Origin of the sequence: Methanohalophilus profundi (assembly GCF_004137855.1) — an archaeon.
GTDB lineage: Archaea > Halobacteriota > Methanosarcinia > Methanosarcinales > Methanosarcinaceae > Methanohalophilus > Methanohalophilus profundi.
This window is the reverse complement of the sequence record NZ_QBKB01000002.1, coordinates 651,738-664,250: the sequence shown is the minus strand read 5'-3', so window position 1 is coordinate 664,250 and position 12,513 is coordinate 651,738. Positions and strand designations below refer to the sequence as shown.

General features: G+C 41.8%; 16 protein-coding genes and 1 pseudogene. 8 read left to right on the top strand and 9 right to left on the bottom strand.

The genetic code is table 11. The features are described 5' to 3' along the window. Positions 1-273 precede the first annotated feature (273 nt). The gene (locus tag C9889_RS03445; protein ID WP_072560417.1) at positions 274-639 is read left to right on the top strand and encodes a carboxymuconolactone decarboxylase family protein; all 366 of its coding nucleotides are present in this window, start codon (positions 274-276) and stop codon (positions 637-639) included. 45 nt (positions 640-684) lie between these two features. Continuing rightward, entirely contained in the window at positions 685-1,188 is a 504-nt protein-coding gene (locus C9889_RS03440) for a type 1 glutamine amidotransferase domain-containing protein (RefSeq protein ID WP_129597194.1), read from the top strand. A gap of 56 nt (positions 1,189-1,244) precedes the next feature. On the opposite strand, the gene C9889_RS03435 is transcribed toward C9889_RS03440, so the two are convergent. After that, positions 1,245-2,243 (bottom strand): radical SAM protein, encoded by a 999-nt coding sequence (locus tag C9889_RS03435; RefSeq protein WP_318531509.1) that lies wholly within the window; start codon positions 2,241-2,243, stop codon positions 1,245-1,247. 467 nt (positions 2,244-2,710) lie between these two features. Between C9889_RS03435 and C9889_RS10300 the strand changes: the two genes are divergently transcribed. Then, entirely contained in the window at positions 2,711-3,043 is a 333-nt protein-coding gene (locus tag C9889_RS10300; RefSeq protein WP_225419962.1) for a hypothetical protein, read from the top strand. A 118-nt stretch (positions 3,044-3,161) separates the two neighbouring features. On the opposite strand, the gene C9889_RS11105 is transcribed toward C9889_RS10300, so the two are convergent. Genes C9889_RS11105 through C9889_RS11530 form a run of 3 tightly spaced genes read right to left on the bottom strand, consistent with a single transcriptional unit; the run spans position 3,162 to position 4,510 of the window. After that, entirely contained in the window at positions 3,162-3,290 is a 129-nt protein-coding gene (locus C9889_RS11105) for a hypothetical protein (protein ID WP_318531508.1), read from the bottom strand. Beyond that, positions 3,287-3,907: a malic enzyme-like NAD(P)-binding protein gene (locus C9889_RS11535; protein ID WP_318531586.1), complete on the bottom strand. Its 621-nt coding sequence runs from the start codon at positions 3,905-3,907 to the stop codon at positions 3,287-3,289. The genes C9889_RS11105 and C9889_RS11535 overlap by 4 nt, the downstream gene beginning before the upstream one ends. A gap of 6 nt (positions 3,908-3,913) precedes the next feature. Further along, positions 3,914-4,510 (bottom strand): hypothetical protein, encoded by a 597-nt coding sequence (locus C9889_RS11530; protein WP_318531507.1) that lies wholly within the window; start codon positions 4,508-4,510, stop codon positions 3,914-3,916. Positions 4,511-4,678: 168 nt separating this feature from the next. On the opposite strand from C9889_RS11530, the gene C9889_RS03415 reads away from it, so the two are divergent. After that, positions 4,679-5,110 (top strand): FKBP-type peptidyl-prolyl cis-trans isomerase, encoded by a 432-nt coding sequence (locus C9889_RS03415; protein WP_191985816.1) that lies wholly within the window; start codon positions 4,679-4,681, stop codon positions 5,108-5,110. Positions 5,111-5,294: 184 nt separating this feature from the next. Here the strand turns inward: C9889_RS03415 and acnA are convergent, their stop codons facing one another. From acnA to C9889_RS03395, 5 genes and pseudogenes are all read right to left on the bottom strand, one after another. Then, complete coding sequence (acnA, locus tag C9889_RS03410; protein WP_129597190.1) at positions 5,295-8,072, bottom strand: aconitate hydratase AcnA; 2,778 nt, start codon at positions 8,070-8,072, stop codon at positions 5,295-5,297. 26 nt (positions 8,073-8,098) lie between these two features. Next, positions 8,099-8,329: a citrate/2-methylcitrate synthase gene (locus C9889_RS03405; RefSeq protein ID WP_129599391.1), complete on the bottom strand. Its 231-nt coding sequence runs from the start codon at positions 8,327-8,329 to the stop codon at positions 8,099-8,101. Between the two features lie 122 nt (positions 8,330-8,451). Further along, complete coding sequence (locus tag C9889_RS10295) at positions 8,452-8,703, bottom strand: CDGSH iron-sulfur domain-containing protein (protein WP_394342246.1); 252 nt, start codon at positions 8,701-8,703, stop codon at positions 8,452-8,454. Between the two features lie 30 nt (positions 8,704-8,733). Continuing rightward, a pseudogene (locus C9889_RS03400) lies at positions 8,734-9,090 on the bottom strand (CDGSH iron-sulfur domain-containing protein); the annotation flags it as partial. 72 nt (positions 9,091-9,162) lie between these two features. Then, positions 9,163-9,588, bottom strand: coding sequence for a hypothetical protein (locus C9889_RS03395; RefSeq protein ID WP_129597188.1), 426 nt, complete (start codon positions 9,586-9,588; stop codon positions 9,163-9,165). Between the two features lie 492 nt (positions 9,589-10,080). Between C9889_RS03395 and eif1A the strand changes: the two genes are divergently transcribed. The 4 genes from eif1A (at position 10,081) to C9889_RS03375 (ending at position 12,498) form a co-directional block, all read left to right on the top strand. Further along, complete coding sequence (gene eif1A, locus C9889_RS03390; protein WP_129597186.1) at positions 10,081-10,353, top strand: translation initiation factor eIF-1A; 273 nt, start codon at positions 10,081-10,083, stop codon at positions 10,351-10,353. Between the two features lie 200 nt (positions 10,354-10,553). Next, positions 10,554-11,630: a KamA family radical SAM protein gene (locus C9889_RS03385; protein WP_129597184.1), complete on the top strand. Its 1,077-nt coding sequence runs from the start codon at positions 10,554-10,556 to the stop codon at positions 11,628-11,630. 384 nt (positions 11,631-12,014) lie between these two features. Continuing rightward, positions 12,015-12,257 (top strand): hypothetical protein, encoded by a 243-nt coding sequence (locus tag C9889_RS03380; RefSeq protein ID WP_129597183.1) that lies wholly within the window; start codon positions 12,015-12,017, stop codon positions 12,255-12,257. Further along, a complete protein-coding gene (locus C9889_RS03375) occupies positions 12,241-12,498 on the top strand; it encodes a MarR family winged helix-turn-helix transcriptional regulator (protein ID WP_129597181.1) in 258 nt (85 codons plus the stop codon). Before C9889_RS03380 ends, C9889_RS03375 begins: the two co-directional genes overlap by 17 nt. Positions 12,499-12,513 lie beyond the last annotated feature (15 nt).

Sequence of the window (12,513 nt, the reverse complement as noted above, 5' to 3'; positions counted from 1 at the left end):
AAAGTTCCCGGGTGCAACCCCTAATAGGATATTTTCCCATATAACCTAAATGGGAATAGAATTTCTGTAGTGTGAGGATTTTTTTATGCAATTAAAAAATTTCAACTACAATATAATAGACTAATTAACTTTTAGATTTTTGATAGCCAAAATGAAGTCACAAAAAATATAATATTAATTATAGCGTAAACTGCTTCTGTGGAGAATTATTCTTCACCAAATGTATTTATATAGCATGCAACCAGAAACGCATGTACCAAATGGGGGTATTACATGTCTAAACATGAAGAACTTGAACATGAAGAATTACTGGATAGTATGAGTAACAAACTGGGTTTCACTCCGCAAATCCTGAAAACATTGGGTGAGATCGACCCGCATTTCCTGAAAAAATACAATCATTGCAATCAGAAACTCCTGTCCGATGGTGCGCTGCCTGCAAAGATGAAGATTCTCATGGCACTTGCCGTGGTGGCATCCAAGCAATGTGAAAGATGCACGGTTGTACAGATGCAGAGTGCCTTGAAAAATGGAGCTACGGCTGAAGAGATTATGGAAACCATGGAAGTCATTTCCATAACCTCGGGTGCACCTGCTGTAGCTGCCTGCAGGGATGCGTTGAAACTTCTCAAGGAATAATCCCGGATCATTCCGGTTTTTCAATTTTTATGGGGGTACATTTGAATGAAAGTTTTGGTTTTTGGAGCCGATGGTTTTGAAGATCTCGAGTTGTTTTATCCTTTACACAGGTTGAAAGAGGAAGGCATCGATGCCAGGGTGGCATCTGTTTCCCGTGGTACCATTGAAGGTAAACACGGCTATCATGTTGAAGCGGACCTATCCTTTGATGAAATCGAGCCCGATGAATACGATGCACTGGTAATTTCCGGTGGCAAGGGGCCTGAGATAATGCGGCTTAATGAATATGCGCTGGATATAGTGAAGCATTTCATGAATGAAGAAAAACCTGTAGCTGCTATCTGTCACGGCCCACAACTTCTGATTTCCGCCCGTGTTCTGGATGGTTGCAAGGCCACCTGTTGGCCCGGCATCAGGGATGACCTGATCGTAGCAGGTGCAGATTATCGTGATAGTGAAGTGGTAGTTGATGACAATCTGGTCACTTCACGCCATCCGGGTGACCTTTTCGCCTTTGGACGTGAGTTGCTTGGTTTGATTAAAGGATGAAGTATGCTTTCCGGGATCTTCCCGGACCCATAATATATTTATTTTTTCTGAAATAATCAGATCAGTAGATCCTCAATGCCTGATTCTTTTACGATAGCGATTGCCTTCTCTTTCTCTTCCGGCAGTAGTCGCCGGGATATTTCCGGATACTCCCTGGCTCTGTAATGTGGTGTGTATTGAAACATGAGGTTAAACCTTACTTCTGGAATATGTTTTGCTATCCACCTGGCAACCGGCTTTGTGCAACATTCCAGATGTCCTGGCAGGACAAGGTGCCTTATGATAACCTCTGCCTGTCGGTAGGCTATTTCATGATTGCATTTGACGATTTCCAGATAATTCTGCACCTTGGAGTACTTTTTTGCGCATCTGTCGCTGCCATATTTGAAATCGGTAAGGTATACATCGATCACTCCTTCCAGTAATTTTGCGATTTCCCTGGAATGGTACATGTTGGAATTCCAGATAACGGGTATATTCACGGAAACCTCTCTGAGGGATTTCAGGATATTGTGGGCATGAGGGGTAGGGGTGACAAAATTTACGTTCCGGGCGCCAGAATGCCTTTTTTCCCCGATTATTGCAGCCAGGCTGGTGGGATTGACCGGGATGCCTTTTTCGGGATAAGCGGATATGTCCCAATTTTGGCAGTATACGCAGGCAAACACGCAGCCGGTGAAGAATATCGTATGTGAGGGTACCAGTTCGGCCTCTTCTCCCATATGCAGGAATTCTGAGGCATATCTGGAGGTTTCTGTCAACTTGCAAAATCCTTTCTGCCCTTCTTTTCTATTGATACCACACCTGCGCTCGCACAGGCAGCACTTTTCGAGTAACCTGTCTGCAATCGTTATTTTTAGGTCCAGCAGGGAAGGAGATGCTTGGGACAGCTCTGTATTATTCTCTCCCGTATCGATATTTTTCAGTAGTCGCCGGTATTTTTCAATTCCCCTGTCATGTATTTCCCAGAGTTCATCTAGGGATTTCGATATGTCAAACTCTGAAGGTATGCTTTTCACAATACGGATCAGGGCAGGTAACTGATTCTTTTCCACCTGAAAATAACGATTTAAAAACTTTGGTTCCCCCATGGAAAGATGTTTGTGTTTTGTGATTGAATATGTTGCGGTTACTTAGTTCAATTGCTTATTAATTTGTATGAATTATTCAGTAACTTTTAAAAATAATGATGTGGTTTAGATTCCAGATGATAATGTATGAGCTATTTTTGTTTGGAATGTAATACTACTATTACTTCTGCGGAATATAATTATTCAATGAATAAGTTTGGTCGTGCTTTATGCAGAAAGCATCAATAAACATCTTCTATATATGATTCTATGATCTCCTCCGACTCAAAAAACAAGGAAAAAATCAGTCAGGACAACAACAGTACTGAAAATAATTCCTTATGCGTTTCGAAAAAAGATTTTCATGCCGAAAATATGATCAAAGGCAGAATTGCCGAAACTCTTATTGAAGAATTATTTTTACAATTGGGTTTTCCGTATTCAGGTATGGGATGGAAAATACAATCCCTTGCGTAATGAATCTCCTAAAGGGTGTACGCAGTGATGTTGCAATTAACATCAGAAGAATGCCTGATTTTGTTGTACAGAATCCAAAAACATATGAAGTATCATTTGTTGAAGTAAAATTCAGGAAAAGTGAATCATTTAAACTAAAAGATGCAGGTGAAGACTACCCTTATGAAAACTGCTTTTTCATAGTTGTCTCTAAAAAACATATTAAATGCATAACCTATCAGGAATTGAAGGCAGGGAAAGAAATAGTCCCCAATCAAGAAATTATCTTGGTAATAGAAAAGAATTTGAATTGGATAAGGATACAATAATCCAATTTTGTAAATTTGCAGTCAAATTATTTGAATGTGTTTAATCAGGATGAAAATTTCAATTGTGTGGGTAGAATACAAGGTTTAAGCTTAGTTTGAATTTACCGATGGACAGCGTCTATTCTCTATTTTCGAAAAGACGCTTGCCTATTACAGGGAATACGGACAGGATGGAGAACGTTTTGGTTACCTGCTTGACAGGCGGGGTTTTGCTGAATACAGAGATGCAGTCCTTTAATTCCATCATTTTTTACGGGCGACACCACTCTTTATAGCCGCATCTGCAACAGCCTTTGCCACAGCAGGGACAACTCTGCTGTCAAGGGGATTGGGTATTATGTAATCTTCTTCAATACCGTCCTCCTCTACAATTGCAGCAAGGGCATTGGCGGCTGCAAGTTCCATCTCCAGATTGATCAGGGTGGCCCTGGTGTCCAGTGCACCTTTGAAGATCCCCGGAAATCCCAAACAATTGTTGATCTGGTTGGGACAATCAGATCTTCCGGTTGCCACTATACGAGCGCCTGCTGCAAAGGCTTTAAGGGGCATGATTTCAGGTATGGGATTTGCCATAGCAAAGATAATGGCGTCATTGTTCATGGAAGCAACCATATCTTCTGTAAGGATTTCGGGAACAGATACGCCTATAAATACATCAGATCCAGCGACAGCGTCAGCAAGACTTCCCTTTATTTCTTCAGGATTTGAAAATTCAGCGATTTTCTCTTTTTCTGGATTCATCCCTTCGGTACGTTTTCGGTTGATGATTCCATGTCTGTCACATACAAGCAGGTTTTCAGGTCTCACTCCTGTATGAAGGAGTTTTTTGGCAATGGCCATGCCGGCAGCACCGGCCCCCGATATGACGACCTAAATCCCGTTGATTTTTTTGCCGGTAAGTTTAAGTGAATTCAGTAAACCTGCTATTGTAACAATCGCGGTTCCATGCTGGTCGTCATGTGTCACGGGTATTGGCAATTCCTTTTTGAGCCGCTCTTCAATCTCAAAGCAGCGGGGTGCACTTATGTCTTCGAGATTGATCCCTCCGAAAACCGGGGCGATGTTTTTGACAGTTTTTATAATTTCTTCGGTGTCCTGGGTATCAAGGCATATCGGGAATGCATTAATTCCTGCAAGTTCCTTGAATATGATAGCTTTACCTTCCATCACAGGTAAACCTGCAGATGCACCGATGTTTCCCAGCCCCAGGATAGCCGACCCGTCTGTTATGATTGCGACGGTATTTTCTTTCAGTGTATATTTATACACATCATCATTGTTTTCAGCGATCCGTTTGCAGGGTTCGGCAACACCGGGAGTATAGGCAGTGCTTAAGTCCCGGGTATTGTCCAGACGGACTTTGCTTGCCACTTCAAGAACACCATGATGTTTTTCGTGTAATTGGAGGGACTCCTCTCCCAGTGAGTCGTCGGTTTCCATGCACGATTTTACTGTCAAATGTTTCAATTTTCACTCCCCTTTGTTCTGGTTAATTACCTAATTTATAATTGTGAAGGTTATCTACTTATAACCTCGCTAATGTGAAATTCACCCAAAACACCTAAGTAAGGTAGACAACCTCGGTTGGCTATGAGATGAGTGAAACTCGTTTTTATACAACACCGAGTTGATATATTGTCAATAAAAGATGGCGACACAATAAAGATCGATTATACAGGTACTCTGGATGATGGCACAGTTTTCGACAGTTCCGAAAATCATGAGGAGCCTCTTGAATTTACTGTAGGGGCAGGTCAGGTTATTCAGGGATTTGACGATGCTGTCAGAGATATGGAAGAAGGTGGAGATAAAGAGTTCAGGCTTGAACCTTCTGAAGCCTACGGTGAATACAACGATGGTCTTTCCCAACCAGTACCTAAAGACAACATTCAGTCAGATATTGATGTTGAAGTTGGAATGATGTTGCTGGTAAAAACACCCGATGGGCAAGAGCTTCCTGCAAAGATTGTTGAAGTGGGCGATGAGGAAGTCATACTCGATATGAATCATCCCCTCGCCGGTAAAGCATTGAATTTTAACATAAAAGTCAAAGAGATATCATCCTGATATCTCTTTTTCATCTAATTTTCACATTCCTTTACTGAAATTACTGCTGCCTGATTAACGTTTTTTATCGATATGTTTTACCCAGCGAAGGCTCTGGAAATGTATCGTTTAGGTAGCAAAATAGTATGTGAATCAAATATAGGTGTAATTTTCTGGAAAAATATGAAAAAAGGAGGATGGGGAATTATTCCTCCTTTGCCTTATCTCTCAGGAACTTGTGCAGAATTCCACCGTTTTTGCAGTAGTCTACCTCTATATCGGAATTGAGGTTTACAGTTACATTGAATGTGACTTCATTTCCATCTGGGTCACGGGCTACAACCTCGAGTTCACCCCGGGGTTTCATTTCCGAGATGCCCTTGATGGTGTAGGTTTCATCGCCTTTAAGTCCCAGTTCTTCTTTACTTTCACCTTCTCTGAATTGCAGGGGGATTACCCCCATTCCTACAAGATTGCTGCGGTGAATCCTTTCGTAGGACTGTGCGATTACCGCTCTCACACCAAGCAGTTGTGTACCCTTGGCTGCCCAATCACGGGAACTGCCTGTCCCGTATTCCTTGCCCGCGATTACCACCAGAGGGATATCATTTTCCATGTATTTCATGGCAGCATCATAGATTGGCATTTCCTCTCCGTCAGGGAGGTAAACTGTCCATGAACCTTCCTTACCAGGCACAAGTTTGTTTTTCAGGCGCACGTTACCGAAGGTTCCACGCATCATTACTTCGTGGTTACCCCTCCTGGAACCATATGAATTGAATTCCTCTTCCGTCACGCCGTGTTCCATCAGGTACCTGCCTGCTGGATAATCGGCGGGTATGGACCCCGCAGGCGAAATGTGGTCGGTGGTTATACTATCGTCCACAACTACAAGCGCCCTTGCATCCTTTATGTCTTCCATATTTTCGATATCAAGGGGGAAATCCTGGAAAAAAGGGGGTTCCTGGATATAGGTAGATTCATTGTTCCAGTCATAAAGCAATCCTTCCGGCGCATCGAGTTCCTGCCAGCGATCAGTTCCCTGGAATACATTGGCATATTCCTTCTCGAACATTTCGGGCTGTACATATTTACCACAATACTGTTCTATCTCACCGTTTGCAGGCCAGATGTCCTTCAGGTAGACTGGTTCACCGTTAGGGTCACATGCAATAGATTCTTTTGTGAGATCAATATCTACTGTGCCTGCCAGGGCAAAGGCGACCACAAGCATAGGGGATGCCAGGTAATTGGCTTTTACATGGGGGCTGATCCTGCCTTCGAAATTCCTGTTTCCGCTGAGTACCGATGTAACAGTCAGGTCACGGTCCTCTATTTCTTTTACTACCGCTTCGTGCAGGGGTCCACTGTTTCCAATGCATGTGAGACAGCCGTAGCCCACAAGGTGGAATCCCAGGGCTTCCAAATAAGGTACAAGACCGGCTGCTTCCAGATAGTCCATTACCGCCTTTGATCCGGGTCCAAGACTGGTTTTCACAAAGGGTTTGACCTTAAGTCCTCTTTCAACTGCCTTTTTCGCAACAAGACCGGCACCGATAAGTACCGAAGGATTTGAGGTATTGGTACAGGATGTGATGGAAGCAATGGCAACAGAACCGTGGTTTAGGTCGACGTCTTCTCCTTCACATTTGATCTTCATGATCCCGCTGTGGTCGGGATGTGTTTTTTCCACAACATCATAACCGCCCTCTTCAAGCCAGCGGCTGTAATCCGGATCAGTCTCGAAGTCTTCACTTCCTTTCTTCAGGGAGTATACATCTTTTATTGTCCTGTGGAAAGCTGCGGACATATCACTGAGCACAATGCGGTCCTGTGGTCTTTTCGGACCTGCAAGGGAGGGCTGCACCGTACCCATATCAAGTCCAAGAGTAGAGGTATATTCCGGAACCGGTGCATCACTTTCTGCAAACAGACCCTGTTCCTTGCAATATTGGCGAACCATATTCACATGTTCTTCACTGCGTCCGGTCATGAGCATGTAATCCAGTGTAACTTCGTCAACAGGGCAAAATCCCATTGTTGCGCCGTATTCCGGACCCATGTTGGCAAGGATTGCCCTGTCAGGCAGGGAAAGTTTCCTGTAACCGGGACCATAGAATTCCACGAATTTACCTACAACACCGTGTTCCCTGAGCATCTGGGTTACTGTGAGTACAAGATCTGTGGCTGTGATTCCATCTTTCAGTTCTCCTCTTAATTCAAAACCCACAACTTCAGGTATTGGCATATAGTAAGGTTGCCCAAGCATAACTGCTTCAGCCTCTATGCCCCCAACGCCCCATCCTAGGACACCCAGGCCATTGATCATTGTGGTATGGGAATCGGTTCCTACAAGAGTATCGGGATAGGCGACAGTTTCGCCGTTTTCTTCCCGCAGATGTACCACATTTGCCAGGTGTTCAAGGTTTACCTGGTGGATTATGCCGCTTCCCGGAGGTACTACGTTGAAATTGTCAAAGGCATTCTGTGCCCAGTGCAGCAGTTCATAACGCTCCCCGTTTCTCTGGAACTCAAGTTTCTCATTACAGTTTCTTGCATAGGAAGTGCCGTAACAATCGACCTGTACTGAGTGGTCTATAATAAGATCTGCAGGAATTACAGGATTAATCTCCTCCGGATTTCCACCAAGTCTTTTCATTGCAGACCTGATTGCGGCAATATCCACAACCGCAGGTACGCCTGTAAAATCCTGCAGGATTACCCTTGAAGGGATATATGGGATATCCGTTTTTGGTACATTGCCGGGTTTCCAGCCTGCAAGGTTTTTTACATCCTCTTCGGTTACAACCTTGCCATCTGTATTCCTTACCAGATTTTCCAGTAATACCCGGATGGAATAGGGAAGAGAAGAAATTTTGCAAAGGCCATTTTCCTCAAGTGTATCCAGACGGTATATGGTACTCTTCTTACCCTTGGTATCAAGAGTATCTCTTGTTTTAAAAGAAACTGAATTATTATCCATAATTGGCACCTGTAAATATAAATCCGTTAAACGAATTTTGCACGTGGTCTTATCAATCTGTTATCTGAATATTGTTCGAGACAATGTGCAATCCAGCCCGATATCCTGCCAGTGGCAAAAACTGCCGTTGCAAGTTTGGGAGGGATGTCAAGATATTTGTAAACGACACCGGAATAAAAATCTACATTCGGATATATAGGTTTACCCCTATTTTGCACATATTCTTCATATGCGGCCCCCTCTATCTTCTCGGCAATCTCGAACCACTATTAGGTCACATCGATAATGGTAGTTTTCCAAAAATAAGAACTTATAATCGGTGATTTCCTGCAAGACCAACCGATTTCATATTAGGCTTTTTCACCAGATGTACATGAATTCAGTTTTTCTCATCCTCGAATTCAATGTACCAGTGACTGCCATCGCAGAATGGTTTGTTTTTGGAGCCACTGCATCTGCACAAACAATAGTGGTCCTGAGTCTCAGGCTTAGATCCATCCGGATCATCAAGTTCAATATCTCCCACAACATTATAGGAACGGTCCTTCCCGACAAATACTTCCGCATCATGCGGATAATCTTTGTGCAATTGGCCATCCATGGTGTAGCTCAATGCTCCGGATGGGCACATCCTTATAACCCTTGCGATTTCTTCCGGGTCAGCGCCATCAGGATCGATCCAGGGTTAAACGCCCATCCTGAAAACCGAAGGCAAATTGTCGGTACAGTGGCCCATATGGGAACATACCCCACGGTTGTCATGGATTGTGATTGCTTTTCCTTTGTAAGTATCTATTTTGTCAGGAACGCGGTCTGCTTTTTTTTCTCCTGAAAAACCGTTCTTCATGTGAGTGCCATCGCAAAAAGGCTTGTTCCCGGATCCTCCACATCTGCACATTTCAATGGTGGGCTTTGTTTCAATAAATACTCCTTTTGAATTACGCAGGGTGTTGAGATTGCTTACAATGTATGGCCCGTCTTTTGATACTTTTATAATGGTTTTGTCTTCTTTATCCATTGACATTCCCCTTGCATAGACTTTTGTCCTGAATAACTTAAGTAATTATTGCGAATTAATTCTCTGTTTTATTCAGTACTTTCCTGTAAATTTAGCAATTGATCTGTGCAGGCCATGGATGCTGAAATCCTTCCCCAGGTACATCATAGGACATTTTCCCTTGATTATCTGTATATCAGGATCCCTCATCTCCTCGATTCCTGGAGTTTCGGTACGCCAGTGTATCCAGAAATTAGAAAATCCTCTGTTTTTGAGGGCTTGCACAAAGTCTGCCGAATCAGAGGTTGTGATTCCCAGTACAGTATTTTCTACATTGTCCGGTATATCATCAACACTTTTTATGTCTCCTTTATCGGGGTTAGCTGACAAATCAAAAACATACACTTCTTTACCTCTTTTATTGAGTTCATCTATGGTGTACTTCATTGCCGGCTTGGTATTGTCAGTTATTACTACAAAGGATTGTTTTTCCCAGAAATTTTCCCTATCGTTGTCCATGGAAATCCCTCCCACCAAATAACATTGTACTTCTGGTTAATAACAGATGTCGGTTTTAGAATGTACAGTTATGTATACTATTGGAGCAGATCAGACAGGATTGTGGAAAACAGGATTGATCTTTATCTGTACTTTTTGTTAACCAGTAAACAGTGATTCAAATGCAATAAATATATTACAACTGTAGGCTGAATGTGGCTTGATAGTTCTTGTTTTGTTACTTATTTTCAATTACAACTAATTAATATATTTCAATTTTTATTTTACTCTGTTCAATTGGATTTAAATATGTTGAATGCATATAGAGCAACGTTGTGATTGCATAATTTATTATCAGGAATTGGGTTTGTTTTGAGGATAATTTGTATTAATTCCGTCTTCTGATCACTAAAATAAAATTCCTTCATAAAATCTAAATGAGGTATCAATCTGGCTTATAACAACTATAATAAAAAAAAAGAATAAGAATAAACAACAGAGCGAGGGTGCACAATTACTAAAGTCCGGACTCCGCGTAAGGACAGGAATGAAATTGTTGCTACGGTATCCAGAATGCTTGGAGGCAAAAGGCTTGACCTTCAATGTATGGATGGCGTTGTAAGAATGGGAAGAATTCCCGGTTCCCGTAAAAGACGTATGAGAATAAGGGAAGGTGACGTGGTCCTTGCAGTACCCTGGGACATTCAGGATTCGAAAGCCGATGTCGTCTGGAAGTACAGAAGACAGGAAGTCGCCTGGCTTCAGAAAAAAGGTTATCTGAAATAATTTTCACTTAATGTGTTGCAGGGATGGAGTTTTTTTCCATCCATTCACGCAATCAGTTTTTAATTAGACACCATTTTAGGCTTGTCTGGCTGTGCTTTTTTGTCTGGGTTTGAGTTATACAACTTTGTTCTATTTACAAATATCTACCATAAACAATATATTTTATGACTTTTATCTCTTGATAAGGAGTATTCACTATAATGAGTGAAGAATGGAAAGATCAAATTACTAATCAAATTAATTCTCTTGAAAAGCTCGAAGAAATAATCAATCTAACTGAATCTGAAAGGGAAGCCATAAAAACCCTTGATACACACTGGGGTACTACACCTTATTTTGCTTCCCTTATGGACAAGGATGATCCGGAGTGTCCAATCAGGAAACAGGTTGTTCCATCCCTTCAGGAAACTCATAACAGGTATGGGATGAATGATTACCTTGTCTGGAAAGAAAACAGGGCCACCGAAGAAGTACGGCCTGATAGTATTGCCAGGCAGTATAAGGACAGGGTCGCATTCACGGTTTTCCAGAAATGCGGTATCTATTGTCGCCATTGTTTCAGGAAAGAACTGGTTGTGAGTCATGATCTGAAACTGGATTTTAATGTGGATGATGGTATTGAATGGATTCGCCAGCATCCTGAGGTCCGGGACGTTCTGATAACGGGAGGGGACCCTCTTCTTTTATCGGATGAAAAGATTGAATATATTATTGGAAGTCTTCGGGATATTCCTCATGTTGAGATGATCCGTATTGGCTCACGTTTGCCTATTGTTTTGCCTCAAAGGATTACTGATAATCTGAAAAGGATACTGGGTGGATATCATGATGTACCAATTTGGCTGAATACCCAGTGTAATCATCCCAAAGAGATTACTGATAAAACAAAACGGGCGGTCTATGATCTTGTGTCTGCAGGTGTTAATGTAGGTAATCAGGCAGTATTGTTGAAAGGCATAAATGATGATGTGCAAACCATAAGGGATTTGCATCAGAAATTATTGACTGCAAGAATCAGACCATATTATCTGTTCTACTGTGAACCTGCACCGGGCATCGATCATTTCCGTACTCCGGTAGAAAAAGGTGCGGAATTGATACGCGATGGGCTGCGGGGGCACACAACAGGACTTGCTCAGCCAATGTATGTAATTGCAACCAATGTTGGTAAAATTCCTTTGATGCCGGATTACTATATGGTAGATAAAGATGAGGAAAAATATGTTCTCAGGAACCATCGGGGTGAATTAACGGAAATCCCGAATATACCCGAGTAAAAGGGAACTGTTTCTTCAGGTTATATGGTGTCACTGTGCTGGCACATATGATCTATAATATTTATATATTTCGTATAATAGTCTATTTTTTAATCTATCAACAGGCTCTATTTTACTTTCAGTTTTAATTACTTTACTTTGGAGTTCTTCTGCGCGACAAGTATATATATATATCAAAATTGATCTGTAGCACTCGCTCCAAACGGGAGGGATTCTGCTTGTATCCCTCCCCCAGTTCATTTACAGATTTTCCATCATTTTATACTTCTGTCAAATCATTTTCTATTCTGTTAATTATCCAGGGTTAAATTTATATTTCATTATTCTAATTGTTCGATAAATTGACTATTTGGGATATGTAATATTCTGTGGAGTTGTTGTTAATTGGAAGATGCTCATTCATCTATGAAGGAACTTGCAGAACTGAAACTGGAATATGATATCTTGTCCAGAAAAGTTCTTTATGATGTTGTGGAAAAAGTTTTTGATAACAAATCTGAGCCGTTGCCAAACTTAAAAAACCGCAACCATGCAATCCTTATCCTTGGCCGGGAAAAAGAGATGATGCCTTTCACTCTTGCCAGGTTCCTGGATCTGAAAAAAAAGCAGTGTGACAAGCATTATTGATTCTCTTGAGAAGGACGGCCTGGTAAAAAGGACAGCAGATCCTATGGACCGGAGAAAAATATGGGTCTCACTAACCTCCTCGGGTTACAGGTATATGGATGTGCTTGAAGGCTGTATGGAGAAATTCATTAACGTCATGCTTGAAGGGCTTGAACAGGATGAAATTGATGAAATGTTGCAAAGTATGCGTTCGGTAGTAAAGCTGGAACGAAAAATAGCTGACAATGTTTTAAATACTTAATATAATTGGTAAAAA